The sequence below is a fragment of the Tsuneonella deserti genome, from assembly GCF_014644315.1.
Classification (GTDB): Bacteria; Pseudomonadota; Alphaproteobacteria; order Sphingomonadales; family Sphingomonadaceae; genus Tsuneonella; species Tsuneonella deserti.
The window spans coordinates 2,336,128-2,361,612 of the sequence record NZ_BMKL01000001.1; the positions used below are offsets into that span (position 1 = coordinate 2,336,128).

Sequence of the window (25,485 nt, forward strand, 5' to 3'; positions counted from 1 at the left end):
GCCGGTTGCGCGGGGCGGGAGCGCTGCTATCCCCGAGGTTGATGAGCAAGCATAAACCGATCCGCAAAGCGGTCTTTCCGGTCGCCGGCCTGGGAACACGTTTCCTCCCGGCTACCAAGGCGATTCCGAAAGAAATGCTGCCCGTCGTCGACCGGCCGCTGATCCAGTATGCAGTGGATGAGGCCCGCGAGGCAGGGATCGAGCAGATGATCTTCGTCACCGGCCGCGGCAAAAGCGCGATCGAGGACCACTTCGACATCGCGTTCGAACTGGAAGCGACAATGGCGGGGCGGGGAAAGGATCTGTCGGTTCTCGAGCCTACCCGGCTCATGCCCGGCGACTGCGTGTATGTCCGGCAGCAGGAGCCGCTCGGCCTCGGTCACGCGATCTGGTGCGCCCGCGACATCGTGGGCGACGAGCCATTTGCGATCTTCCTGCCGGACGAGTTGATGCACGGCAGTCCGGGGTGCATGACGCAAATGGTTGAAGCCTACGGGGAAGTCGGCGGCAACCTCATCAGCGTGCTCGAGGTACCGCCAAGCGAAGTGTCGAGCTACGGCGTCATCGCGCCGGGCGAGGTTTCCGGCAAACTCACGGAAGTGACCGGGCTGGTGGAGAAGCCGCCCGTCGACGAGGCTCCGTCAAACAAGATCATTTCGGGCCGCTACATCCTGCAGCCGGAAGTAATGCACATGCTCGCAGCACAGGAAAAGGGTGCGGGAGGGGAAATCCAGCTGACTGACGCGATGGCGCGCATGATCGGCAGCCAACCATTCCATGCGCTCACTTTCGACGGCCGCCGGTTCGATTGCGGCAGCAAGACCGGTTTCGTCGAGGCGACGCTGGCAATCGCGCTCGAGCGTGAGGACATGGGCGAGGAAGTGCGCACGATGGCGGAGCGTCTGCTGGACGGGTCGTGATCCCGACACCCCCATTCATCGAGGCGATCGGGCTCACCGGCCAGCAAGCGGTGACTTTGGCCGTTCTTGTGGCGGTCGTCGGGGCCCTGATACTGGACCGGTTCCGCGCCGACGTCGTCGCGCTCACCGGAGCGGCGGTCCTGCTGATGACCGGCGCAGTCAAGCCCTCGCAGGTCGAAGTCGCCTTCGCCAGCCCGGCGATCATCGCACTCGCGTCGCTGTTCGTGATCGCCTACGCGATGGAAAGGTCGGGCCTACTCGACCTGGCAATTCGCGGGGGCGTCTGGCTGGCCCGCAAGGCTGGCGCGAGCGGGATCTGGGTCGTCATGACCATCTGCGGCGCGGTGTCGGCATTCCTTAACAACACGCCCATCGTCGTGCTCGCCGCCCCCGTCATCCGCGATGTTTCGACCAGCGTCGGCCTCGACCCTCGCCGCTATCTCATGCCGCTGTCCTATCTCACGGTCCTCGGCGGCTGTTGCACCTTGATCGGAACTTCGACGAACCTGCTTGTCAACGACATGGCACGGGCGAGCGGCAGCGCGACTTTCTCCATGTTCGAGATTGCGCCAGTTGGCATTTCGGTGGCGCTGGCGGGCGGGGCGTTTCTGTTCTTCTTTTCCGCGCGGCTGATCCAGTTCGACAGCCCGGCAGAACCTCCATCGACACCTGCAGCGTTGCTGCCGCGACACGGCGACCAGTCGGCCTCGATCGGCAACGCCGAGGTGTTCGCCCCGCAACACCGGTTCCGCCCCTGGCGCGCGCTTGCTTCGCTGACGGTCTTCATCGGCGCGGTCGCCGCGGCATCGATGGGCGTTGCGCCGATCGCCGCGACTGCCTTCGCCGGCGCGGTTTTGCTGATCCTCATCAAGGTGATCGACGCCGACGAAGCATACCGCGGCCTACGCCCGGAAATCCTCATGCTGATCGCCGGCATGGTGGTGATCGGGGTAGCGATCGAGGAGACAGGACTGGCCGGGGCGGCGACCGACCGGCTGGTGGGTGGCATCGGCCCGCTGGGCCCGCTGTTCGCGCTGATCCTGTTCTATGGAGCCGCGCTTCTGCTCACCGAGATTCTGTCCAACGCAACCGTGGCAGTGTTGCTCACTCCCGTGGCAGTCAGCCTGGCCGAGGGCCTGGCGGTCAGCCCCAAGCCCTTCGTGGCTGCCGTGATGATTGCCGCGAGCGCCGCGTTCGCCACCCCGTTCGGGTATCAGACCAACGCGCTCGTCTATCAGCTCGGCAAGTACCGCTACATGGATTTCGTGCGCGTCGGCCTGCCGCTCGACCTGATCACCTGGGCGGCCGCCTGCGTTACGATCCCAATATTCTTTCCCTTCTAACTGGCGGCCTTGATCCGCAAGGGCAGCGATTTCAGCCCGCCGACGAAAGTCGAGTTCGATCGCTTCGCCTCGCCCGCCAGCTCGACGGTGTCGATTCGGTCGAGCAGTTCCTCGAACAGGATGCGCATCTCCAGCCTGGCAAGGTGCAGGCCGAGGCACTTGTGCGCGCCCGCTCCAAAAGCGAGGTGGCGGTTGTTCTCGCGCGAGGCGTCAAAGCGGCGTGGGTCGTCGAACTGCGACGGGTCGTGATTGGCCGCGACGTAGTTGATCATGATCCAGTCGCCCTTGGCGATCTTCTGCCCGCCGATTTCGGTATCCTCGGCCGCAGTGCGCATGAAATGCTGCACGGGGGTGGTCCAGCGGATCGATTCCTCGACGATTCCCGCGAGAAGCGAGCGGTCAGCCTTTACCTTGGCCCATTGCTCGGGGTCCTGCGCCAGCGCGAGCATCGCGCCCGCCGTGCTGGCGCTGGTGGTGTCGTGGCCAGCCGCAGCGACGATGATGTAGTACCCCATCATGTCGCGGTCGTTGAGCGCCTCGCCATCGACGGTCGCGTTCGCGATCGTACTCGCCACGTCGCCGGTCGGGTTGGCGCGCTTTTCTGCCGTCAGCTTGGCGAAATAAGCCTCGAAATCCTTGACCGCCCCCGCGACAATCTGGGTGATGACCTCGGGCGGGAGGTCCTTCATGCCCGACTGGTTAAGGTCTTCGTCCTGACCGCCGAACATCTGCTGGGTGAGCATGAGCATCCGCGGCTCGTCTTCCTCGGGCACGCCCAGGATCTGCATGACCACGTGCAGCGGATAGGGTGCGGCGACCGTCTTGCAGAAGTCGACCTCCTCCCCGCCCGTAAGCAGCCGATCGACCGCCGCGCGTGCGATGGTGCGGATTTCGTCCTCCAGCCCGCGCAGGTTCTTGGGCATGAACCAGTCCTGCGTCAGCTTGCGGTACTTCATGTGCGTGGGCGCATCGAAGGTGACGAGGCTGGCCACCATATGCTCGCTGCCGCCGGAGAACTTCTTGGCGAATTCGATTCCGTCGGTGGTGCTGAACACCACCGTATGCGGATTGTTGAGAAAAAGGGCGTTCTCCTTCGAGACGCGCATCATGTCCTCGTAGCGGGTGAGCAGCCAGAACGGCGGGTGCAGGCCAGGTTCGGCAGCCTCGATCCGCGCCACCGGCAAATGCTCGCGCAACCAGTCGAAAGTGCCGAGCAGATGATCCCATTCGGCATAGGCCCTGGGATCGATTACCTCCCGGGCAACTTCGGGTGGAGCGATGTTCGAGACAGCGGTAGCCATAGTCATGCCTCCTGAGTGGCGCGCGCCCGATATTCGTCCTTGAGCTTTCGCTTGTAGAGCTTGCCATTGGCCTCGCGCGGGAGTTCGGCGCGGAAATCTATCTCGCGCGGCAACTTGAGCCGGGCAAGCTTGGTGCCAAGGTAGTCGAGCAGTTCCGCTTTGAGGCCTTCACCGGCGCTTCCCATGTCCGCTGGCTGGACGACTGCCACCACCCGCTCTCCCATGTCGGGGTCTGGCGCGCCGATCACCGCGGCGTCGGTTACCTTGGGGTGCGTAATCAGCAGGTTTTCGATCTCCTGCGGGTAGATGTTGACCCCGCCCGAGATGATCATGTTGCTGCGACGGTCTGTCAGATAAAGGAAACCGTCCTCGTCGAGCTTGCCGATGTCGCCCAGCGTGGTCCAGCCTTTCTCGTGGGTGGCTTCGGCCGTCTTTTCCGGGTCGTTATGATAGGCGAACTGGTTCTCGTTTTCGAAAAACACGACGCCTTCGTGGCCTACAGGCACTTCGTTGCCCTCGGCATCGCAGATGTGCGGCACCCCCATGATAGGCTTGCCGACCGATCCGGGATGATCGAGCCACTGTTGCGAGGTGAGGAAGGTCATCCCGTTCCCCTCACTGCCAGCATAGTATTCGAGGATGATCGGCCCCCACCACTGGATCATCGCCTGCTTGACATCGACCGGGCAAGGTGCGGCGGCGTGGATGGCCCGCTTGTGGCTCGACAGATCATACTTGCTACGCACATCCGGCGGCAGCTTGAGCATGCGCACGAAGTGGGTCGGCACCCACTGGCTGTCGGTCACTTTGTACTTCTCGATGGCGGCAAGCGCCGCCTCCGCGTCGAACTTCTCCATCACCACGACGGTGCCGCCCAGGCTGTGCGCCGTCATCGTCCAGCGGAACGGAGCAGCGTGGTAGAGCGGACCAGGTGACAAGTAGACGACGCTCCCATCCGTCGGCCAACCGAAGGCATGGGCGGCCAGCATCAGCAGCGGCGAAACCGCCATGTGATCGGGATCGGGGGGGCTGACCGGCTTGATGCCTTTCGGGCGCCCGGTGGTGCCGGAGCTGTAGAGCATGGCCAGCCCGAGCGATTCGTCGGCGATCGGCTCGGCCGGCATACCGGCGAGAACGGCGGCGGCATCCGCGTCGGTGTCGAACACCAGTTGTTCGACTTGCGGTGCGAGGCTCCGGAGTTCGGCGAGCCGCTCGGTGAACTGCGCCGAGCTTATTAGCAGTTTCGCACCACTGTCCTCGAGGATGTAGGCCACCTCATCGGCCGTCAGATGCGTCGAGATCGGTACCAGGATCGTGCCCGCACGCTGGTTGCCCCAGGCAATCTCAAGGTATTCGGAACGGTTCTCGAGCCAGAGCCCCACCGTGTCGCCCGGACCGATGCCCCGGCTGCGAAAAAGCTGCGCAACGCGGTTGGCAGCCGCCTCCATCTCGCCGAAGGTCACCACCTTGCCGCTGGAGGCCATGATGATTGCCGGATGGTCCGGCCTGGAAAGTGCGTGAGTCGTCGGATGCATCTTGTTCTCCCATCGGGGAGACTAGTTTCATGTCGCAACCGAGCAAGCGAAAAGGGGCGGCGAGATCAAGCTCGCCGCCCCTTTTTTCGCCCTCTCCCGAAGGGCCGCGCCTGCCGTTTTCAGTCAGGCGATAATAGCGTGCGCTCAGCGAGCGGCGAGCGCCGTGCCGCCAGCACGGCCGGTTTCCGCCATGTAGGGAATCGGATTGACCGCCTCGCCCGATACCCGGACCTCATAGTGCAGGTGCGGACCGGTCGAACGGCCAGTGGTGCCGACGTAACCGATAATGTCGCCCTTGTTGACGTGCTGGCCGGCGGCAACCGCCAGGCGGCTCATGTGAGCGTAGCGGGTTTCAAGGTCGCTGCCGTGTTCGATCGCGACATAGAGGCCGTAGCTCGAAAACCAGTCGGCCCGCTCCACCTTGCCGTCAGCGGTGGCGTAAACGGGGGTTCCGACAGGCGCGGCCAGATCGATACCCTTGTGAGCACGCATGCCGCCCAGAACGGGGTGAGTGCGCATGCCATAGCCGCTGCTGGTCGAGCCGACGGCCAGCGGAGCGCGCGAGGGAATCGACACGCCCTTGGTGGGCGCGGTCGGAGTGGAGATCGAAGTCGGGCCACCCTGATCGAGCGAGCGCCAGGTCGAGAAAAGCTGCTTGAACTGCTCGTCGGTGCCCGAAACGCCTGCGGCCTTGGCCTCGCGCACTGGAGCGGCGATATCGGCCGCGGCAGCGCTGGCGTTCGCAAAGGCCGGCGAAGCGCCGATCGTGAAAAATGCGCCAAGCGCTGCGGCTGCGGCGACGATCCGACGCTGGAAAAGGCTTGCGACCAAAATACCCGTCCTTTTTTCATGCGACACCCCCCCGGGCGCCGCAGCGAACCCATTGCGAAAGCGCGCAAAAGCGGCCTTGCAACATTTTTTTGAGACTGATCGGAACCCCCCGCCGTCTCGTGGATTATGGACTAACCGCGAGAAAGTTTACGAAGCAAGCGCGGCGCACGCTGTCAGCGATAAACCGGCTGCCGAACGCGCTGAGTCGTTGAACGGAGGCTTCAGCCCGCCGCGGAAGTGCCTGCGGACTAGCGAAATCCAGTAGCTTTCCGGATGGACGTCCCGTTTCCGGGCGCATTCGGCGAAATGTCTTGCACCCGCCGCGACGTGACGAATTTCGTCGTCAAGGATTCGCTCGAGGATTCGCACCCCCGCTTCATCACCCTGGGCGCGAACCCGCGCGAGCGTTGCGGGAGTCACGTCCAGCCCTCGTGCTTCAAGCACCATTGGCACGATGGCGAGGCGCGCCGCCACATCGTGCGCCGTTTCTTCGGCGGCCTGCCAGAGCCCATCGTGAGCCGGCAGTTCCCCGTATCCGCTGCCCATTTTAGCCAGATGCCGGTCGATAAGCGCGAAATGCATGGCTTCTTCGCCAGCAATGGCCAGGAAGTCCGACATGAACTCTTCGCCCATCTCCCTGCCGAACCGGCCCGCCATGTCGAGCGCAAGGTCGATTGCTACGAATTCGATATGCGCCAGCGAGTGCCAAAGCGCGCGTCGCGTCCGCTCCGAGCCGCCCTTGCCTCGCTTGGGCATCCGGTTCGGCGGCAGCAGCTCGGGCCGCGCCGGACGGGTTGGCCGCTCCGGCATCGGCTCGTCGAAAACAAACTCGAGCCGCCCAAGCCGCCAGTCTCGAGCGACGCGGCGCGCAGCCATGATCTTGGCATGCGGTTCGGCGATTAGGAGCGCGGTGCGGATGGCTCCGCCGACGCTCTGCCTGGTCCTCACAAGCTGCGCGCCGCGTCGAGCACTTCGTTGGCGTGGCCCTTGACCTTTACCTTGTCCCAGATGCGCGCGATGCGGCCTTCTGCGTCGAGCAGGTAGGTCGTGCGGACCATGCCGATGAACTTCTTTCCGTAGAGCTGCTTCTCGGTCCAGATGCCGAGCGCATCGGACAGGCCGCCCTCGGCAGCATCGGTGGCGAGCGGCACGGCAAGAGACTGCTTGGCGATGAACGCCTGGTGTTTCGCTGGCGGGTCCTTGGAAACTCCAAGCAGTGCAACGCCCGCTTTGGCGAAGTCATCCGCGAGAGCGGTGAAGTCCTTGGCCTCGGTGGTGCAGCCCGGGGTGTTGTCCTTCGGGTAAAACCAGATGACCGCCGGCCGACCCTTGAAATCCGAGGGGCGGATGGTCGCGCCGTCAGGTGTCTCGAGGGCGATGTCGGGCATGAGATCGCCCACGGATGGTCTGCTCATGTCTATATGTTCTCCAGCGGTTCGCCGAACGAATCGGCCCATGCAGCGGCCACGTCCTGCCGCGCGGCGCCGAATGCGTGCAAGAGCGAGGGCAAATCCGCGTGACCGCATGCCTCGGCAAGCGCCGCGGCGGGTGCGGGCGGCGGTTCGGCGAGGTCCGGCGCGAGCAGGCGGCCTGCGACGAGCATCCTGGTCATCAGCGCCAACGATTCGCGCAGACCTTCGGGAACGAGGCCCTTCGCCCGAAGTGCGTCCACTGCATTGCCCAGATCGGGATCGAAAGCTGTTCGCTCGCGCAGTTGCAGGAAGTGAACCAGGAATTCGAGATCGACGAGGCCGCCGCGCGCAAGCTTGGCGTCCAGCACTCCCTGCGCCGGCTTGTGCGCGGCCATCTCCGCGCGCATGCGCAACACGTCTTCGCGCAAGGTCGCCGGGTCGCGCGGCTGTCTCAGCACGCCATCGATGATCGCCTGCAGCTCAAGGCGAGCTTTAGCGCTTCCGGTAAGGGGGCGTGCCCGGGCGAGCGCCATGTGCTCCCACGTCCACGCTTCTTCGCGCTGGTAGCGCGCAAAACTGTCGAAACTCACCGCCAGCGGTCCCTGCGTCCCTTGGGGCCGGAGCCGGGTATCGACCTCGTACAGCGCGCCTTCGGCGGTCGGGACGCTCAGTCCCGCGGTAACGCGCTGCGCGAGCCGGTTGAAATAGTGCGTTACGCCCAACGGGCGCCGACCGTCCGATTCCCCGGCGAAAGTTCCGGTGAAGAGGTAGATCAGGTCGAGGTCCGAGGCATGGGTGAGCGTTCCGCCGCCCAGCCTGCCCAGCCCCAGCACCACCAACTCGCCGCCCGGGACACGCCCGTGCACCGCCTCGAACTCCGCGACGGCAGCCGACTGCACCGTCTCCAGCGCCGCTTCGGCAGTGCGCGACAGCGCTTGGCCGATTGCGAGCGGATCGTGCACCGCCGCCACCGTCTGCAGGCCGAGCGCGAAGCGCATCTCGCCGGTCACTCTCCTCACCTGGTCGAGCCGATGCTCGTAATCGTTGCGGTCGTTGCCGATGCGCATGCGCCGGGCGACTTGTTCCACCGGTCCGGGCAGATCGAGCGCCCGCCGGTCGATCAAGGTATCGAGCAGTTCCGGCCGGCGGCCGAGTTCATCGGCCAGCGTCGGCGCCAGCACCAGGATGCGAACCAACTGGTCGAGAAGCGCCGGCCGCTGGACCAGCAGGTTGAACAGGTTGATCGCACTGGGGGCAGCTGCAAGCACCCGCTCCCACCGGTTCAAAGCCTGGTCGGGTTCAGGGGCTGCGGCGAGTCGCTCGAGCAGGGCGGGAAGGAGAGTTTCGAAGGCGGCACGTGCGGGTTCGGAACGCAGCGCGCGGATTCGGCCATCGCTCCAGCCAGCGATGCGCTCGGCTACCCTGTCCGGCTCGGCGAAGCCGAAATCCCCCAGCCGCGCGGCCAGAGCATCCCCGCGTGCGGGAATGCTTGTACCGGAATCATCTTCATCGATCAGGGAATCGTAGCGAGCAGCGACCGCTTCGGTAATCGCGGCGAGCTCTTCCAGGAGCGCACTTGCGCTCATCCCTTCCAGATTCGCGACGTTCTCAAGGTCCTCGCCCGCGGGCAGGACGTGGGTCTGCTGGTCCCCGACCATCTGCAAGCGGTGCTCGATCGTGCGCAGCCGATCGTACGCCTCGCCCAGTGCACGAGCATCCTCGCGCTCGACGATTCCCGCTGCGGCGAGCGCATCCAGCGCCGGCCGGGTACCGCGAGCGCGCAGCGAGGGATCGCGCCCCCCGTGAATCAGCTGGTGCGTCTGAGCGAAGAATTCCACCTCGCGGATCCCGCCGCGTCCAAGCTTGAGGTTAAAGCCAGGACCGGGAGACCGAGGGCCGGAATGACTGGCGCGAATACGCGCCGTAAGCCGGCGAACCTCGCCGATCGCCCCGAAGTCGAGGCTTCGGCGCCAGACGAACGGCCGGATCGCCGCGAGGAACGCCTCGCCCGCGTCGATGTCGCCAGCAGCCGCGCGCGCGCGAATGAAAGCGGCACGCTCCCACGCCAGGGCCGAGCTCTCATAATGCGACAGGGCGCCCTGGAGCGGGATGGCCAGCGGGCTGACCTCCGATGCGGGCCTGAGGCGCAGGTCCACGCGGAAGACGAAGCCATCGGCTGTCACCTCGCTCAGCAGCCGCACTATCTCGCGCGCATAGCGCTGCGCCGCCTCTCCCGCCTCGTCGCGCTCGCGCTTGGGCAGCCTAATCGGATCGTAAAGAAGGATGGGGTCGATGTCGGAACTGTAGTTGAGCTCGCACGCCCCGTGCTTGCCAAGCGCAAGCGCGATCATTCCGGCCGGATCCGCGCCAGGAACCCGCTGGCGAATGGCTGCCCGGATCGCCCTGTCGAGCGATCGATCGGCCAGGGCGGAAAGTTCTTCCGTCACCCGCGCCAGCGGGAATGCGCCGGCAAGATCGCCGATTGCGAGCGCGGCGGAGAAGGCCAGCCGTTCACGCCGCAGGGCACGCCCGACATCGTCAATGCCTTCGCCAGCCTCTCGCGCCCAGTGCAACGCCGCTTCCCCCTGACCCGCTGAAAGGAGATCCGCCAAGTCGGGCAATCGATCGAGGGCGTGCCCAAGGAACGGCGCATGGGCCCGCGCGCGTTCGATCGCTTCCTGCCAGTCCTGCGCCATGCGGCGGACTCAAGCCGATAGGCTCGTCTGGCGCAAGCGGCGCGATGTGCCGAACCCGAGCGGGTTGTGCGGCGCGGGTCAGCGTGGCAGGACCCGCGGAGCTCCCGCAAAAGCCGGAAAGGTCGCCGCCTTGCTCTATCGCCCGCTCGCCGCCATCGTCTTCTTTTCGCTGGCCCTGGCCGGATGCACGACCACCGCGCCCCCTGCGCCCGCCTCCATACCCGATGCGCGCGCGGCCGTCGCGCCATCCATCCCGCTGATGCAGGAAGTGACCAAGCGGCTGTCGGCGGACGATTTCGAAGGCCGGGCGCCGAGCACCGCCATCGAGCCCAAAGTGCTCGATTATATCGTGGCCGAATTCAAGAAGGCCGGCCTCCAGCCGGGTAACCACGGCGAGTGGCTGCAGGAAGTCCCCACCGTCGAGATCACCGGCAGCAACTACACCCCGCTGACCGTTTCCGGGGGCGCGAAGCCCCTGAGCTTCGCTTTTGGTGACCAGTACGTCGCAACCAGCTACCGCGTGACTCCGGTGACGAAGATCCAGGAAAGCCCACTTGTCTTCGTGGGCTACGGCATCAATGCGCCCGAGCTCGGCTGGAACGATTATGCCGGCGTCGACATGAAGGGGAAGACCGCGGTCATCCTGGTCAACGATCCGGATTACGCGATGGAAACGCAGGACGGCCTCTTCAAGGGGCGCCGGATGACCTATTACGGGCGCTGGACCTACAAGTTCGAGGAAGCCGCCCGCCAGGGTGCCGCGGCCGCGATCATCGTCCATGACACCTTCCCCGCCGCATACGGCTGGAATGTCGTCAACTCGAGCTGGACCGGCGCGCAGTACTACGTCCAGACGCCCAACGACGGGATGGACCAGACGATGGCAAACGGCTGGGTGCAGAAGCCCGTGGCCGAGGCGATCCTGGGTGCTGCGGGCAAGAACCTCGCCGCCCTCACCGCCGCCGCCCAACAGAAGGGCTTCAAGGCCGTGCCGCTCGGCCTCAATGTCAGCTTCGGGTTCGACAACGCAGTACGCAAGGCGACCTCGCACAATGTGATCGGCATCCTCCCCGGCACGACGCGCAAGGACGAATACGTGCTCTACTCGGCGCACTGGGACCATCTTGGCCGCTGCACGCCCGACAGCACGGGCGACGATATCTGCAACGGCGCGGTCGACAATGCGACCGGCGTAGGAGCGATTACCGCGCTCGCAGATGCCAATCATCGCGCCGGTCCGACCCCGCGCAGCCAGGTATTCATCGCGCTCACGCTCGAGGAATCGGGGCTGCTCGGCTCCGAATTCTACGCTCAGAATCCGGTCTATCCGCTGTCGCAGACGGTAGGCGGGGTGAACGTCGACGCGCTTCAGCCCGGCGGCAAGACGCGCGATTACTCGATGACCGGAGGCGACAAGTCGGAGTTCAACGACCTGTTCCGGCAGGTACTGGCCGAGCAGGGCTATGTGGAAGCGGCCGAAGAATCCCCGGAGAAGGGAAGCTATTACCGCTCCGACCACTTCAGCATGGCCAAGCGCGGCGTGCCGATGTTCGACCTCGGCCGCGGCAGCGACTTGGTGAACGGCGGGGTCGAAGCAGGCAGGGCGGCCGCCGACGACTACACCGTCAACCGTTACCATCAGCCGAGCGACGAGTGGTCGGATACCTGGGACTGGACGGGCATGACGGCCGACCTGGCGCTCTACTACCGGCTGGGCCGCCTGCTCGCGACGGGCACGACTTGGCCGAACTGGCGTGCCACCGATGAATTCCGCGCGATACGCGACAAGGACTGCGCCGCCAGCCCGGCGGGCTGCTGAACTGCCGCTTATGACCGCGACATTGCCGCCCGAATGGGCACCGCAGGACTGGCTGTGGATCGGCTTCCCGCACGACGCCGAGGAATGGCCGGAGGTACTTGGCCGCGCGCAGGAGCAGATCGCTGCTTTCGCCAATGCCGTTGCCGAAAGCGGCCAGCAGGTGAGGCTGCTGGTCCGCGACCCAGCCAACGAGGCCCGTGCGCGCAGTCTGGTGTCCGGCGCGGTGACGCTGGAACGGCGCTGCTTCGGGGACGTGTGGCTGCGTGATACCGGCCCCTTGGTGCGCTCGGACGGCACGGCTCTGCGCTGCCGGTTCAATGGCTGGGGCGGCAAATACCTGATGGAAGGCGACCAGGCCATCGGCGCCGAACTGGCGCGCGATGCAGGACTGCCGGTGACCGAATCGGACTGGATTCTCGAAGGCGGCGCGATCGACACCGATGGGACCGGGCTCGTCGTCACTACCGAGCAGTGCCTTCTCAACCCCAACCGCAATCCCGAACTTTCGCGCGGCGAGATCGAAGCGCGGCTTCGGCGTGACCTCGGCTTCGACCGGGTGCTGTGGCTGGGGGACGGGCTGCTCAACGACCACACCGATGGGCACGTCGATAACCTGGGCAGATTCGTCGGGCCGAACCGGATAGCCCTGCCGTGCGCCACCGGGCCGGACGATCCGAATGCTCGGATCTATGCCGATGCCAGAAGCCGCGCGGAGGCGTTTGGCGTTGAGGTGGCCGAGATTCCCTCGCCGGGCCTTGTGACCCGCGCCGATTTCATCGAGCCGGCCAGTTACGCCAACTTCGCGGTCACAACGAACCTGGTGGTCGTGCCGACTTTCGACTCGGTGCACGACGAGGACGGGGTTGCCGCGATTGCCGCGCTGTTCCCCGATCGCGCGACCGTTGGCCTGCCGGCAGACGCCGTTCTCGCAGGCGGAGGCGGTTTCCACTGTGCCAGTCAGCAGATGCCGCGACTCAGCAGCGGACTTTAACCCCGCCTTAGTCTTTCCGGTCGCAAGCTGCGTTCATGGCAAGAGCTGTCGCCCGCGTCCTGACGACCGAATCGCCGATGTGCGAGATCATCCGGTTTCTGCTCGCGACGGCCTGTCCGCTCGCACTCATTTTCGCCGGGCGCGCGCTGCCCTTCTAGGCAGTTGCCAGCTTCAGCACGGCTCCGCCCGCGGCCAGGCCGAGCATGCCGCCCGCAATCCAGCGCCAGGCTGTCGGGTCGATGCGCCCAAACGCCCGCGCGCCCGCCCAGTTGCCGATAAACACCGCCGGGTAGAGACCAAGCGCGATGGCCGCCTCCCGCCACGTCGCCACGCCGAGCACGATCGCCGTGAGAGCGCCCGCTGCCTGCGTAACCATGAACACCGACATCATCGAAGCCCTTGCGATGGCCGGGGGTATCGGCCGCCGGACGTAGTAGGGCACCACCGGCGGGCCGGGCATGCCGGCAAAGCCAGTGAGGACCCCCGCGGCAAGACCCGTCGCCACCGTCTCGCCGCGCGCGGGCTTCGCATGCGGACGTGGCGGCAGGAGGACGGCGACAAACGCGCCAAGCGCGATCAAGGCTATCAGCAGCCGCGCGACCGGGGGGGATATGGCCGACAGGCCCAGCACGCCGAGCGGTATTGCCACAAGCGCCGCTGCGGCGATGACCCAGGCCGAGCGCTCGCTTTCGGATACCTGTTTCCGCAGGCTCACGAGACTGATGGCGAACCCGAGCCAGTTGGCCGAGACGACGGCCTCCACCGGCGGGATTGCCAGTCCGAGTATCGGGACCAGTAAAATGGCCATGCCGAAGCCCGCCAGCCCGCGCACGAAACCTGCAACGAGCGCGGCGGCGATACCGGTGGCTATCGCTGCCGCGGTCAGGCCAAGGATCATCGGCGCAGAATCACTGCCCCAATCATCGAGCGGCAGCGAGATCCGGCGGGGTCGCCTCGCGCTTCAGCAATGCGATGGCCTCGTCGAGCGAAATTACCTTCTGGTGCTCGGCCCCCAGGGTACGGAGCGCGACGGTGCCCTCCTCGGCCTCGCGTTTGCCGACCACCAGGAGATGCGGGACTTTTGCGAGGCTGTGTTCGCGCACCTTGTAGTTGATCTTCTCGTTGCGCAGGTCCGATTCGACGCGAATTCCGGCCGCCTCGAGTTGGGTGACAACCCGCTGCGCATAGTCATCGGCGTCGGAGACGATCGTCGCCACCACCGCCTGGGTCGGGGCGAGCCAGACCGGCAGCTTGCCGGCGAAATGCTCGATCAGGATGCCAATGAAGCGCTCGTATGAGCCGAAAATCGCCCGGTGCAGCATGACCGGACGGTGTTTCTCACCGTCTTGTGCAACGTATGACGCATCGAGACGCTCCGGCAGCACTCGGTCGGACTGGATCGTGCCGACCTGCCAGGTGCGGCCGATCGCATCGGTCAGGTGCCATTCCAGCTTCGGCGCATAGAAAGCGCCTTCCCCCGGCAGCTCTTCCCAGCCGTATTCCTCGGTAGCGAGACCCGCATCGACCACCGCCTGGCGCAGCTCGGCCTCAGCCTTGTCCCAATCTGCGTCGGAGCCGTAGCGCTGCTCGGGCCGCAGGGCGAGCTTGACCGAATAAGTGAAGCCGAAGTCGCGATAGATGCCGTCGGCCAGCTCACAGAACTTGCGCACTTCCTCGACGATCTGGTCCTCGCGGCAGAAGATGTGCGCGTCGTCCTGCGTGAACTGGCGCACCCGCATCAGACCGTGCAACGCGCCGTGCGGCTCGTTGCGGTGGCAGCAGCCGTTCTCGTAAATGCGCAGCGGCAGGTCGCGATAGGACTTCAGGCCCTGGCGGAAGATCAAGACATGCGCCGGGCAGTTCATCGGCTTCAGCGCCATCCACTGCGCCTCTTCCGACACCAGCGGTCCCTCGTCCTCGGTGTTGGGCACCTCATCGGGGATGACGAACATGTTCTCGCGGTACTTGCCCCAGTGGCCTGACTGCTCCCACTGGCGGGCGTCCATCACCTGCGGGGTCTTCACCTCGCGGTAGCCGCCGGCGTCGATCTTGCGGCGCATGTAGGCTTCGAGTTCGCGCCAGATTTGGTAGCCCTGCGGATGCCAGAACACGCTGCCGTGCGCTTCTTCCTGCAGGTGGAACAGATCCATCTCGCGGCCCAGTTTGCGGTGGTCGCGCTTGGCGGCTTCTTCCAGCCGGTGGAGGTGCGCGTCGAGCTGCTTCTTGTTGAGCCAGCCGGTGCCGTAGATGCGCGTGAGCTGCGCGTTGTTCTGGTCGCCGCGCCAGTACGCGCCGGCGACGCGCATCAGCTTGAACGCCTGCGGATCGAGCTTGCCGGTCGAGGGCAGGTGGGGCCCGCGGCACATGTCGAGCCACGCGCCCTCGCTGCCGGGCTGGCCCGAGTGATAGACCGTCAGTTCCTCGTTCTCGGGCAGTTCGGCCGCCCATTCGGCCTTGAACGTCTCGCCGTCGGCGCGCCATTTGTCGATCAGTTGCTGCCGGCTCCAGACCTCGCGCACGAGCGGCTTGTCGGCGCGGATGATCTCCCGCATTTTTTCCTCGATCGCCGGCAGGTCATCGACCGAGAACGGCTCGCGGCTGGCAGGCGCCATGACGTCGTAATAGAACCCGTCGTCGGTCGCGGGACCGAAGGTGATCTGCGTGCCGGGCCACAGCGCCTGGATCGCCTCGGCGAGCACGTGCGCGTAGTCGTGGCGCGCCAGTTCGAGCGCCTCGGCCTCGTCGCGGCCGGTCACCAGCGCCACTTGCGCATCGCCCTCGAAGGGGCGGTTGAGATCGCGCAACTCCGCCCCCGAACCATGATCGACGCGCGCGGCCAAGGCCGCCTTGGCGAGACCCGGTCCGATCGCCGCGGCCACATCGGCGGGGGTGCTCCCCTGCGGCATCTCGCGAACGGATCCGTCGGGCAGGCTGATCTTGAGAAGCTCGGTCATCGTCACACTCGTTTCTTCGTCTGGCGCGCCCATGGCAGAAAGCCCGTGCGCGGCAAAGGCGTCAGGAAAACGAGAACCGGTTTCGGGAGCATGACGCCGCTCCACCCGAAACCGGGCGGCGGCGGTGCGCGGGTCTAGGCCGTCACCATCCGCCCCCGGCGCGCCGGGGTGGTGGTAGTCAAGGTAAGGCCGCAAGTGCGCTGCATCGCGGACGGATATATGCCCGGGAGGTTAACGGCTCAACCCTCGGTGAACACGCGCGCGCCGTGATTGGAGGCGAGCCGCCGCGTGTCGCTGTGCTTGCTGTCGCGGCGCCGGACCGTGTCGGCGAAGCGCCACTCGCAAGCTGCTTTCTCCTGCGTCAATTCGACCGCCATGTAGCCCCTGCGCGAGGTGTCGCACCACTTGAGCGGCGCGTTCGCTCCCACCAGCGCCCGGGCGAGCGCGGTCGGCTTGACGAACGGCAGGTAGCTTTCCGCGCCAGGCGAACTGACCGACGTGCCACCGAACTCGACTCCCGCCCCGCCCAGTTCGAACGCCCAGGCGTTATGACTGTCGCCCGAAAGCACCACGAGATTGGCGTCCGCATCGCGCGCCGAGTCGAGCAGGCGCTTGCGGGCTGCCGGATAACCGTCCCACGAATCCATGTTGAACGGGATGCCGGCCGCGGTCGCCGCCAGCAGGCCCGCCATCTGCTCTTGCGCCAGCTTGGCGACCTCGGGCGAGAGATCGAGCGAGACGGTCGGCGGCAGGAGCAGCGAGCCCATGACCACCTGCTGGACCAGCACCTGCCACTTGCGTCCGGACCTGACCGAGGATTTCATGGCGCCCGCCAGCCAGCGCTCTTGCGCCGGCCCCATCATGGTCCGCTTCGGGTCCATGTAAGCACCATCATGAAACGCCTTGAGCGCCGCCTGCGCCTGGTCGGGCGCCATGCCACGTACCACTCCCGACAAATCGAATTGCCTGTCGCGCGCGATGAGCCGTGTTTCGAGCCGGAACAGCGTCGCGAGATCGCCGATGTCATACTGCGCGTAGCTCTCGTCGCTGATCGGCAGCCACTCGGAGCGCGCCTGCATCGCGGCCTTCTTGCGCGCAGTCCACGTCCCCTCGGTTGCCGGCGTGTGATTCTCGGCCCCACCCTTCCAGGTGTCGTTTGCCGTCTCGTGATCGTCGAACACCGCGATCATCGCATAGAGCTGGTGCAACCGCAGGAGATCGGGATCGCTGCGGTAGCTGGCATAGCGCATGCGGTAATCGGCCAGGTGCACCGCCTCGCTCAGCGGCTGCGGGGTGCGTCCGGCTACACGCTGCTTTTCGGTCGGGTAGGTATCGTGATCGTATTCGTAAAGGTAGTCGCCAACGTGCACCGCCAGCTCGAAGGCGTCGTCCTCGGCCGCGTGGGCATAGGAATTGAAATAGCCGAAGCCGAGGTTGGCGCAGCTGAATACGGCCATCCGGAATTTCTCGGTCGCGCCTTCCGGCAAAGTGCGCGTGCGGCCGGTAGCGGAGATCGAGCCGTCCGGCGCGATGAAGCGGTAGTGGTACCAGGTGCCGGGCTTCAGCCCCTTTGCGTTTGCCTTGGCGCACCAGTCGCGCCGCGGTGAGGCGACTGCGCTGCCGCCGCTGGCGATGCGCGCGAAATCGGCGCTTTCGGATACTTCCCAGCGCAGCTTCGCGTCCTGTCCGGTCGCATAGCGGGTCCACAGCAGGACCGACCTCGCCGAAGGTTCGCCGCTCGCGACACCGTGGGTGAACCCTTGCGCCGTCTGGGCACGCAAGGGAGCCGCCGCCATGCCGAGGCCGACGATGCCCCCCGCAAGCAGACCGCGGCGATCGATGGCGATTCCGGGCGGTCCTGGCGGTTGCGATGACATAGCGCGGCGTCTCCCCGAGTGTTCGCAAATGCTTTTCGCAGGCTTGACTTCGCAGACAAGCGGCAAATGCCCGGTTGGACAGCGCGCGCCGGATTGTTAGGACCGGGTCCCGGAATCTGGAGCGAAGCCCAATGTTCAACCGTCTGTTCGTCGATCACCCGCGCTCCGTGGATGAAAACTACGTCGAGCATTTCGCGGTCGCATCGAAGTTCGGCTTGACGATGATTCGCGGCGGCATCTGCGCGCTGATCCATGCCCTGGTGCCCGGCTGGTGCGTCACGACGGGCAGCGACACCATCCAGCGCCTTAACCGCATCATGGTCGAGCAGCGCCGCGCAAAGGGGCGCGCGGTGATGGAGCTTCAAACCGTCGACTGGGTGATCTGACGGGCGTGGGCGAGATCGCGTTCCACTCGCTGCCAGACGGACGCCGGATCGCCTTCCGTCACAATCCGGGAGCCGGCCCGGCTCTGGTATTTCTTCCCGGCTACATGAGCGACATGGACGGCGGCAAGGCGACCGCCGTCATGGCCTGGGCGCAGGAGCGTGGGCGGGAATGCCTGCTGCTCGATTATTCCGGCTGCGGCCGATCGGAAGGTGACTTCGCGGACGGCACCCTCACGCGCTGGCGGGACGAAGTGCTCGCGCTGATCGAGGCGCAGGTCCGGGGCCCGGTCGTCCTTATCGGCTCGTCGATGGGCGGCTGGCTGATGCTGCTGGTGGCGGAACGGTTGGGTAACCGGCTCCACGCCCTCGTCGGCATCGCGGCCGCGCCCGATTTCACCGACTGGGGCCGGTCGGACGAGGACAAGGAAAAGCTCTCCGCGGGTGAAACCGTGTTCGACCCCAATCCTTACGGCCGCGAGCCGACCCCGATGCATCCCGGCTTCTGGGCCGATGCGCAGGCCAGCGGCCGCCTTGACGGCGAGATCGCACTCGACTGCCCGGTACGCCTTATCCACGGGATGGAGGACGAGGACGTACCGTGGGAAGTTTCCCAGCGGCTATGCCACGCGCTGCGTTCGCGCGATATTCAGCTCATCTTCGTGAAGGACGGGGATCACCGGTTGAGCCGCGAGCAGGATATCGCCTTGCTGCTGCGGACCATCGCCCCCATCTGAAGGCCGCTTGCCCATGCTGTCCGTTCTCGTCCCCCTGATCATGCAGGTCGGCATCGCGCCGACTACCGCGCCGGTCAGCGCCGTCCCGCCCGAGCTGCGCGACCGCCCCACCCGCAACGGCGGGACGCCCGATCGTCCGGCCAGCCAGGCGGCGATCGAGGTGTGCCTCGACAGCGCGCGGACCGACCCTGAAAAGGCGCGGGCGCTGGCCGAGGAGTGGGTTTCCCGCACGACCGGTTTGCAGCGCGCCGCGGGTCAACATTGTCTGGGCGTGGCGTCGGCCAACGAAGGCGACTGGGACGCAGCCGCAGCCGCCTTCCTCGCCGCGCGAGACGAGGGTGCCGATGGACCGTTCAGGGCCCGGATGGGCGAGCTTGCCGCCAGCGCGCTGCTTGCGCAAGGCAAGGCTGAAGAGGCGCTCGCCGCTCTCGATGCCGCGAAGAACGAGGCAGCGGGCGATACCGCGCTCGCCGGCACGACGGCGCTCGACCGGGCGACCGCGCTCGTCGCGCTGGATCGGATCGACGAAGCAGCAACGGCGCTTGCCGATGCGCGCGCTCTGGTGCCTTCGGATGCCCATGCCTGGCTCCTCTCCGCCACCCTGTCGCGCCGCACCGGCGATCTGGCGCTCGCCCAGACGCAGATCGAGCAGGCCGCTACCCTCGAACCGCGCGATCCTGCGATCGGTCTTGAAGCCGGCGTGATCGCCGCACTCGCGGGTCGTGACGACGCGGCGCGCAAGTCGTTCGAATCCGTCGTTGCCGCTTCGCCCGACAGCGCGCAGGGCGCGGCAGCGAAGCAATACCTCGCGCAGTTGGGTGAGCGATGATCCCCCTTACGGTCCTTGACCTGGTGCCGGTGCGCGAAGGCGGCACGCTTGCCGAATCCTACGCCGCCACCGTCAGTCTCGCGCAGGCTGCGGAGCGGCTCGGCTACAAGCGGTTCTGGGTGGCTGAACACCACGCGATGGACGGTATCGCCGGCGGCGCGACTTCGGTGGTGCTGGCTCACGTCGGCAATGCGACCTCGACCATCCGCATCGGCTCGGGCGGGATCATGCTGCCCAATCACAACCCGTTCGTGATCGCCGAGCAGTTCGGCACCCTCGACGCGCTGTTTCCGGGCCGGATCGACCTCGGCCTCGGCCGCGCGCCCGGCGCCGGGCCGGAACTTCAGCGCGCGCTGCGCAAGAACCTTCACCAGGCTGCCGAATTCTTCCCGCAAGACGTGGTCGAGCTGCGCGCGCTTTTGACCGGCGAGCCCGAGCTGCCGATCCGTGCGACGCCGGGCTATGGCGCGAACATCGAGATGTGGATGCTCGGATCGAGCCTGTTCGGCGCCAATCTCGCCGCGCAGCTTGGCCTGCCTTACGCGTTCGCCTCGCACTTCGCGCCCGACCATCTCGACGCCGCGCTGGCATTGTACCGCGAGCGCTTCCAGCCCTCGCGATGGCTCGACAAGCCTCACGCGATGGCCGCGATGACGGTGTTCGCCGCCGAAACCGACGCCGAGGCCGAGCTTATCGCCAGTTCGCAGCAGCAGAGCTTCGTACGCCTTCGCACCGGCAACCCCGGCAAGCTCCCGCCTCCGGTCGCCGGATACCGTGACACGCTGCCGATGCAGGCGCAGAGCCTGCTCGCCCATATCGGACAGGCCAGCGCGATCGGCGCGCCCGCCACCGTGCGCGAGGCGGTCGGGCGCTTCGTCGAACGAACGCAGGCGGACGAGATCATCGTTTCGGGCGCTGCGTTCGATCCGGCAGCGCGCGAGCGTTCCCTGGAGCTCACGATAGACGCGTTGCGGGGATAAAAGCATCGTTTGCCGTAGCGGCGGGAACGCGGCTTGCGGTTCATCCGGCAAAGGCCTAACGCGCCACATTGCTGCACGGTGCAGCAACATTGTAACACGGGCCCGCGTGCCTCCACTGGCTGCAACGGGCGGGCTCAGGAGCACGCAGGATGGCCGCCAAAGCCGACGATTCGAACCCGATCTCCCCTCGCAAGCAGGGAGGCGGAGATCGGCTCGCCGGCGCGCTGGCCGAGCGGATGGCCGCGTCGCTCCTGCCAGGCGACACCGCTTTCGCTCCGGAGCAGCTTCGCCAGGCCGCCGATTTTCTTCTCGAAGCGGCCGCCAGGCGCACCAGCGGCGAGCCGGTCGTAACCGTGGAATCCGCGGCCGAAGGGCGGCGCTTCATGCGCATCGCGCTGGTCAACGACGACATGCCTTTTCTCGTCGATTCGGTCGCGGCGACTGTCGCAGCCCACGGGGTCGCCATCGACCGGCTGGTCCACCCCGTCATCCCGGTACGGCGCGACGCGAACGGCGTCCTGACCGATCTGCCAGCCGGGCCTCCCAATGGCGACCCGCGCGAATCGATGATCTATCTCGAGACGCCGAGGCTCGACGCGCGCGAACGGCGTTCGCTGGATAACGACCTCGCGGTGACGCTGGCCGACGTGCGCGCCGCTGTCGCCGATTGGCCGAAGATGCGGGCGGCCATGCGAAACGATGCGGACGCGCTCGGCGACAGCGAGGGCGCGGAACTGCTGCGCTGGCTCGAAGGCGGAATGCTGACGCAGCTCGGCCACCTCACCCGCAAGCGGGACGGAGCGCAGACGAACCTGCTCGGCATCTGCCGAAAGAGCGCCAAGGCGATCCTCGCCGACCAGTCGTTCGAGCGCGCATTCGCCTGGTTCGAAGACGGCGGTCGCGCGCCGCTGATCGTCAAGGCCAACCGGCTGTCCAACGTCCACCGGCACGTCCCGCTGGACCTGTTCATCGTCCCGCTCCACGAAAACGGCAAGCTTGCCGCGCTGTCGGTGCACGCCGGAGTGTGGACGAGCGCGTCGCTCGCAACTCCCCCCGCGCAAGTGCCGCTGCTTCGCGCGCAACTGGCCGCGCTCAACGAGAAATTCGGGTTCGATCCGGCAAGCCACACGGGCAAGGCGCTGGTCCACGCGCTGACGGCGCTGCCGCACGACCTCATCATCGGCTTCTCGGACAACGACATCGAGCGGGTCGCCACCGCGATGATGAGCCTGGTCGACCGGCCCCGGCCGCGCCTGGTTCTGGTCGAGGCGCCGCTCTCGCGCCACCTGTTCGCCTTCGTCTGGCTCCCGCGCGACATGCTGTCGACACAGGTTCGCCTGCGCATCGCGAGCCTGCTTGAGGAAGGTGCCCAGGCCAAGGCGCTCGACTGGAGCCTGCAGGTCGAAGGCAGCACGCTGGCCATGCTGCGTTACGTCCTCGACTATCGCGACAACGCCGGAACAGTCGACAGCGAGCCGCTCGAGGCGGCGATCGAGGCGCTTCTGCGCGGCTGGGGCGAGGCGGTCGAAAGCGAACTCGCAACCGACGGAGACGCTGGCCGGGCAGCGGCGCTGGCGACCCGCTACGCAGACAGCTTCCCCACCCCGTACCGCACGACATACGGGGCCGCCGAGGCTGCGAGCGACATCCGGCGCCTGCGCCGACTGTCAATCGCCGAAAGCGAGAGCGACGGCAGCCGGGCGCTGCGCGGCGTGCGTCTCTATCGGAGCGAAAGCGACGAGGAGGGGCGCCTGCGCCTGAAGGTGTACCAGCATCAGGGCCTGCTGACTCTGTCGGATGCGGTCCCGGCGCTGGAGAACTTCGGCTTCGAGGTGATCGAGGAGCGAGCCACCCCCCTCGACGAGGGCCGCGTGGGCACGATCCACGACTTCATCCTCGCACACGGCAACGGCGAGTCCATTCCGCAGCTCCTCGAACGGGCCGAAGCGCTCGAGCAGGCGATCGCCGCGGTCCTCAACGGAGAGGCCGAGGACGACGCCTTCAACCGGCTTGTCGTCGGAACCTCGCTTTCCGTGCGCGAGGCGGACTGGCTGCGTGCCTTCTACCGTTACCTGCGCCAAGCCGGCATCGGCTTCACCATCCAGACGGTGGTCGATGCGCTCGGCCGCGCGCCGCAAGTCACCCGGTCGCTGGTGGCCCTGTTCGCCGCGCGCCACGACCCGGCTTTTTCCGGCGACCGCGACTTGGCTGCCGAAGAGCAAAACCAGGCTATTCGCCGAGGCCTGTCGCAAGTCGCCGCGATCAACGACGACCGTCTGCTGCGCCTCTATCACGCGACCATCGACGCCGTGCTGCGCACCAATGCCTTCGCCCCTGCCGCGCGCGAAGCGCTCGCGTTCAAGCTCGACAGCGCGCTCGTTCCGGGTCTGCCCAAGCCGCTGCCCTGGCGCGAGATCTTCGTCTACTCGCGCCGCGTCGAAGGGATTCACCTGCGCGCCGGGCCTGTAGCCCGCGGCGGCCTGCGCTGGTCCGACCGGCGGGACGACTTCCGCACCGAAGTACTCGGCCTGATGAAGGCGCAGCGGGTGAAGAACGCCGTCATCGTGCCGACCGGTGCCAAGGGCGGGTTCTACCCCAAGCAGCTGCCCGACATGGCCCGCGACCGCGAGGCCTGGGCGGCGGAAGGGCGCGCCAGCTACGAGGTGTTCATCCGCACGCTGCTGTCGGTCACCGACAACATCGTCGGCGACAAGGTGGTGCATCCCGATAGCGTCGTCATCCGCGATGGCGACGATCCCTACTTCGTGGTCGCCGCCGACAAGGGTACCGCGACGTTCTCCGACGTCGCCAATGCCATCGCGGAAAGCCGGGACTTCTGGCTGGATGACGCGTTCGCCAGCGGCGGTTCCAACGGCTACGACCACAAGGCGATGGGCATCACCGCGCGCGGGGCCTGGGTTTCCGTGCAGCGCCATTTCCTTGAAATGGGCGTCGACGTGCAGAAGGAGCCGGTCCGCGTTGCCGGTTGCGGAGACATGTCGGGCGACGTGTTCGGCAACGGCATGCTCCTGTCGAAGGCGATCAAGCTGGTCGCTGCGTTCGACCACCGGCACATCTTCCTCGATCCCGATCCCGATCCGGCGGCGAGCTGGAAGGAACGCAAGCGGATGTTCGGCCTGCCGCGCTCGAGCTGGGAGGACTACGATCCCAAGCTGATCAGCAAGGGCGGCGGCGTGTTCGCCCGCAGCCTGAAGACCGTCCCACTATCGAAGCAGGTGCGCGAGGCGCTGGGCGTCGACGCGGCCGAGATGGAGCCCGAGGCGCTGATCGCGGCGATCCTCAAAAGCCCCGTCGATCTCCTCTGGTTCGGCGGCATCGGGACGTATCTCAAGGCGTCTACCGAGAACAACGCGCAGGTCGGCGACCCGGCGAACGACCCGCTGCGGGTCGATGCCGCCGACGTCCGCGCGAAGGTGATCGGTGAAGGCGCCAACCTCGGTGTCACGCAGGCAGCCCGGATCGAGTTCGCGCTGGGGGGAGGACGCATAAACACCGACTTCATCGACAACTCCGCCGGTGTCGATTGCTCGGACAACGAGGTGAACATCAAGATCGCGCTCGCGGCCGCCAAGCGCGAGGGGGAGCTGACCGAGCCCAAGCGGATCAAGCTGCTCGAAGCGATGACCGACGAGGTCGCGCAGCTCGTGCTGGAGGACAACCGGCTGCAGGCGCTGGCCCTGTCGATAGCCTCGCGCGGGGGCGCCACGGCGGTCGGTTCCCACACGCGGCTGATTGAGGCGCTGGAGGATCGCGGGGCGCTCGATCGCAAGACGGAAGGCCTTGCCGAGGGCGACGCGCTGGCCCGCCGGGCTTCCGATGGCATCGGGCTTACCCGGCCGGAACTTGCGGTGCTGCTGTCGTCGGTCAAGCTGGTGCTGCAGTCCTCGATCGAGGCCAGTCCGCTGGCGGAGGACCCGCTGCTGGAAGACACGCTGCTCGCCGCCTTCCCCGAGCCGATGCGGGGGCCTTATCGCAAGCAGATCCTGGGCCACCGGCTGCGGACCGAAATCGTGGCGACCAAGCTCGCCAATCGCATGGTCAACCGCCTGGGACTGGTGCACCCGTTCGAGCTGGCCGAAGAGGAAGGCGCCGGGCTCGCCTCGGTCGCCGGCGCCTTCGTGGCCGCCGAGCGGCTGTTCGGTGCGCCCGCCCTGTGGTCCGCGCTCGAAACCGCGGCGATGCCCGAAACGGCGCGCTTGATGTTGTTCGAACGGATGGCGGCAGCCATGCGCGGGCAGATGGCAGACCTCTTGCGAGCGGGAGGAAGTGCGTGCGAACCTTCGCGACTGGTGGACGAACTGGCCGGCGGCGTCGAGGAGCTGTCGGCGGCGGCCGACCGCCTGCTCGCTCCCGAATCGCGCCAGCAGTCGGCGCGGCTGAAGGCGATGTTCGTCGAAGCAGGCGCGCCGGAGCCGCTCGCGGCGCAAGTGGCGCACCTGTTCGATATCGACGGCGTCGTCGGGCTGGCAGGTCTTGCCGGCCATGCGGGGATCGCGCCCATGGCGCTCACGGGCGCATTCACCCGGCTGGGTGAACGGCTCGGTCTCGACTGGGCGCAGGGCACCGCCAAGTTGATGAACCCGTCTGACGTGTGGGAACGCCTGCTGGTCGCCGGCCTGGCGCGCGATTTCCAGCAGATGCGGCTCGACTTCCTGCGCCGCCTGTCGCGCAGAAAGGATGGCAAGACCGATCCGGCAGCGACAGTCGATGCCTGGACCGATGAGCATCGCGACGAGATTCGCCAGTTCCGCTCGATGATTGGCCGCGCGCAAGGGCAGAGCCCGGTGGCTCCCGCCATGCTCGCGCAGATCGCCAGCCAGGCGCGCAACCTGCTCGGGCGCTAGCGCGTTCGCTTG

19 protein-coding genes are annotated in these 25,485 nt (G+C 66.7%); 10 read left to right on the plus strand and 9 right to left on the minus strand.

The genetic code is table 11. From position 1 onward, the window contains the following. Positions 1–41: 41 nt before the first annotated feature. On the plus strand, positions 42–920 hold the full coding sequence (galU, locus tag IEW58_RS11560; protein ID WP_188645247.1) for a UTP--glucose-1-phosphate uridylyltransferase GalU: 879 nt from the start codon (positions 42–44) through the stop codon (positions 918–920). Next, positions 917–2,263, plus strand: a complete 1,347-nt coding sequence (locus IEW58_RS11565; protein ID WP_229658566.1) for an SLC13 family permease — start codon at positions 917–919, stop codon at positions 2,261–2,263. The genes galU and IEW58_RS11565 overlap by 4 nt, the downstream gene beginning before the upstream one ends. On the opposite strand, the gene IEW58_RS11570 is transcribed toward IEW58_RS11565, so the two are convergent. The 6 genes from IEW58_RS11570 to glnE form a co-directional block, all read right to left on the minus strand. Next, a complete protein-coding gene (locus tag IEW58_RS11570) occupies positions 2,260–3,564 on the minus strand; it encodes a cytochrome P450 (RefSeq protein ID WP_188645248.1) in 1,305 nt (434 codons plus the stop codon). The genes IEW58_RS11565 and IEW58_RS11570 overlap by 4 nt on opposite strands. A gap of 2 nt (positions 3,565–3,566) precedes the next feature. Then, complete coding sequence (locus tag IEW58_RS11575; RefSeq protein WP_188645249.1) at positions 3,567–5,099, minus strand: acyl-CoA synthetase; 1,533 nt, start codon at positions 5,097–5,099, stop codon at positions 3,567–3,569. A gap of 144 nt (positions 5,100–5,243) precedes the next feature. Further along, entirely contained in the window at positions 5,244–5,933 is a 690-nt protein-coding gene (locus tag IEW58_RS11580; protein ID WP_373284775.1) for a M23 family metallopeptidase, read from the minus strand. A 144-nt stretch (positions 5,934–6,077) separates the two neighbouring features. Then, positions 6,078–6,878 (minus strand): ferritin-like domain-containing protein, encoded by an 801-nt coding sequence (locus IEW58_RS11585; RefSeq protein WP_188645250.1) that lies wholly within the window; start codon positions 6,876–6,878, stop codon positions 6,078–6,080. Next, on the minus strand, positions 6,875–7,345 hold the full coding sequence (locus tag IEW58_RS11590) for a peroxiredoxin (protein WP_188645251.1): 471 nt from the start codon (positions 7,343–7,345) through the stop codon (positions 6,875–6,877). The genes IEW58_RS11585 and IEW58_RS11590 overlap by 4 nt, the downstream gene beginning before the upstream one ends. Positions 7,346–7,347: 2 nt before the next feature. Continuing rightward, a complete protein-coding gene (gene glnE / locus IEW58_RS11595) occupies positions 7,348–10,038 on the minus strand; it encodes a bifunctional [glutamate--ammonia ligase]-adenylyl-L-tyrosine phosphorylase/[glutamate--ammonia-ligase] adenylyltransferase (protein WP_188645252.1) in 2,691 nt (896 codons plus the stop codon). On the opposite strand from glnE, the gene IEW58_RS11600 reads away from it, so the two are divergent. The 3 genes from IEW58_RS11600 to IEW58_RS13980 are packed head-to-tail and all read left to right on the plus strand — an operon-like array spanning position 10,037 to position 13,006. After that, positions 10,037–11,857 (plus strand): M28 family peptidase, encoded by a 1,821-nt coding sequence (locus IEW58_RS11600; protein ID WP_188645253.1) that lies wholly within the window; start codon positions 10,037–10,039, stop codon positions 11,855–11,857. The two genes, glnE and IEW58_RS11600, sit on opposite strands and share 2 nt — an antisense overlap. Before the next feature lie 10 nt (positions 11,858–11,867). Further along, positions 11,868–12,848, plus strand: a complete 981-nt coding sequence (locus IEW58_RS11605; RefSeq protein WP_188645254.1) for an agmatine deiminase family protein — start codon at positions 11,868–11,870, stop codon at positions 12,846–12,848. Between the two features lie 35 nt (positions 12,849–12,883). Next, complete coding sequence (locus IEW58_RS13980; protein WP_268237115.1) at positions 12,884–13,006, plus strand: hypothetical protein; 123 nt, start codon at positions 12,884–12,886, stop codon at positions 13,004–13,006. On the opposite strand, the gene IEW58_RS11610 is transcribed toward IEW58_RS13980, so the two are convergent. From IEW58_RS11610 to IEW58_RS11620, 3 genes are all read right to left on the minus strand, one after another. After that, complete coding sequence (locus tag IEW58_RS11610; RefSeq protein WP_188645255.1) at positions 13,003–13,746, minus strand: sulfite exporter TauE/SafE family protein; 744 nt, start codon at positions 13,744–13,746, stop codon at positions 13,003–13,005. The two genes, IEW58_RS13980 and IEW58_RS11610, sit on opposite strands and share 4 nt — an antisense overlap. A gap of 22 nt (positions 13,747–13,768) precedes the next feature. Beyond that, positions 13,769–15,802: a threonine--tRNA ligase gene (gene thrS / locus IEW58_RS11615; RefSeq protein ID WP_188645805.1), complete on the minus strand. Its 2,034-nt coding sequence runs from the start codon at positions 15,800–15,802 to the stop codon at positions 13,769–13,771. A 239-nt stretch (positions 15,803–16,041) separates the two neighbouring features. Further along, positions 16,042–17,679: an alkaline phosphatase D family protein gene (locus IEW58_RS11620; RefSeq protein WP_188645256.1), complete on the minus strand. Its 1,638-nt coding sequence runs from the start codon at positions 17,677–17,679 to the stop codon at positions 16,042–16,044. Between the two features lie 131 nt (positions 17,680–17,810). On the opposite strand from IEW58_RS11620, the gene IEW58_RS11625 reads away from it, so the two are divergent. From IEW58_RS11625 to IEW58_RS11645, 5 genes are all read left to right on the plus strand, one after another. After that, the gene (locus tag IEW58_RS11625) at positions 17,811–18,065 is read left to right on the plus strand and encodes a DUF6356 family protein (protein ID WP_188645257.1); all 255 of its coding nucleotides are present in this window, start codon (positions 17,811–17,813) and stop codon (positions 18,063–18,065) included. Between the two features lie 5 nt (positions 18,066–18,070). Beyond that, positions 18,071–18,799 carry an alpha/beta hydrolase gene (locus tag IEW58_RS11630; RefSeq protein WP_188645258.1) on the plus strand — a complete coding sequence of 243 codons (729 nt, stop codon included), beginning with the start codon at positions 18,071–18,073 and terminating at the stop codon, positions 18,797–18,799. Between the two features lie 13 nt (positions 18,800–18,812). After that, positions 18,813–19,628, plus strand: a complete 816-nt coding sequence (locus IEW58_RS11635) for a tetratricopeptide repeat protein (protein WP_229658567.1) — start codon at positions 18,813–18,815, stop codon at positions 19,626–19,628. Continuing rightward, a complete protein-coding gene (locus IEW58_RS11640; RefSeq protein WP_188645260.1) occupies positions 19,625–20,608 on the plus strand; it encodes an LLM class flavin-dependent oxidoreductase in 984 nt (327 codons plus the stop codon). The genes IEW58_RS11635 and IEW58_RS11640 overlap by 4 nt, the downstream gene beginning before the upstream one ends. Before the next feature lie 149 nt (positions 20,609–20,757). Continuing rightward, positions 20,758–25,473 (plus strand): NAD-glutamate dehydrogenase, encoded by a 4,716-nt coding sequence (locus IEW58_RS11645; protein WP_188645261.1) that lies wholly within the window; start codon positions 20,758–20,760, stop codon positions 25,471–25,473. Positions 25,474–25,485: the final 12 nt, after the last annotated feature.

What these genes read in the sequence shown, in the direction of transcription:
- IEW58_RS11600 (WP_188645253.1), top strand. Translation starts at nt 10,037, where the DNA reads ATGCGGCGGACTCAAGCCGATAGGCTCGTCTGGCGCAAGCGGCGCGAT.
- IEW58_RS11645 (WP_188645261.1), top strand. Translation starts at nt 20,758, where the DNA reads ATGGCCGCCAAAGCCGACGATTCGAACCCGATCTCCCCTCGCAAGCAG.
- IEW58_RS13980 (WP_268237115.1), top strand. Translation starts at nt 12,884, where the DNA reads ATGGCAAGAGCTGTCGCCCGCGTCCTGACGACCGAATCGCCGATGTGC.
- glnE (WP_188645252.1), bottom strand. Translation starts at nt 10,038, where the DNA reads ATGGCGCAGGACTGGCAGGAAGCGATCGAACGCGCGCGGGCCCATGCG.
- IEW58_RS11610 (WP_188645255.1), bottom strand. Translation starts at nt 13,746, where the DNA reads ATGATCCTTGGCCTGACCGCGGCAGCGATAGCCACCGGTATCGCCGCC.
- IEW58_RS11575 (WP_188645249.1), bottom strand. Translation starts at nt 5,099, where the DNA reads ATGCATCCGACGACTCACGCACTTTCCAGGCCGGACCATCCGGCAATC.
- IEW58_RS11605 (WP_188645254.1), top strand. Translation starts at nt 11,868, where the DNA reads ATGACCGCGACATTGCCGCCCGAATGGGCACCGCAGGACTGGCTGTGG.
- IEW58_RS11635 (WP_229658567.1), top strand. Translation starts at nt 18,813, where the DNA reads ATGCTGTCCGTTCTCGTCCCCCTGATCATGCAGGTCGGCATCGCGCCG.
- IEW58_RS11570 (WP_188645248.1), bottom strand. Translation starts at nt 3,564, where the DNA reads ATGGCTACCGCTGTCTCGAACATCGCTCCACCCGAAGTTGCCCGGGAG.
- IEW58_RS11640 (WP_188645260.1), top strand. Translation starts at nt 19,625, where the DNA reads ATGATCCCCCTTACGGTCCTTGACCTGGTGCCGGTGCGCGAAGGCGGC.
- IEW58_RS11590 (WP_188645251.1), bottom strand. Translation starts at nt 7,345, where the DNA reads ATGAGCAGACCATCCGTGGGCGATCTCATGCCCGACATCGCCCTCGAG.
- thrS (WP_188645805.1), bottom strand. Translation starts at nt 15,802, where the DNA reads ATGACCGAGCTTCTCAAGATCAGCCTGCCCGACGGATCCGTTCGCGAG.
- IEW58_RS11620 (WP_188645256.1), bottom strand. Translation starts at nt 17,679, where the DNA reads ATGTCATCGCAACCGCCAGGACCGCCCGGAATCGCCATCGATCGCCGC.
- IEW58_RS11625 (WP_188645257.1), top strand. Translation starts at nt 17,811, where the DNA reads ATGTTCAACCGTCTGTTCGTCGATCACCCGCGCTCCGTGGATGAAAAC.
- galU (WP_188645247.1), top strand. Translation starts at nt 42, where the DNA reads ATGAGCAAGCATAAACCGATCCGCAAAGCGGTCTTTCCGGTCGCCGGC.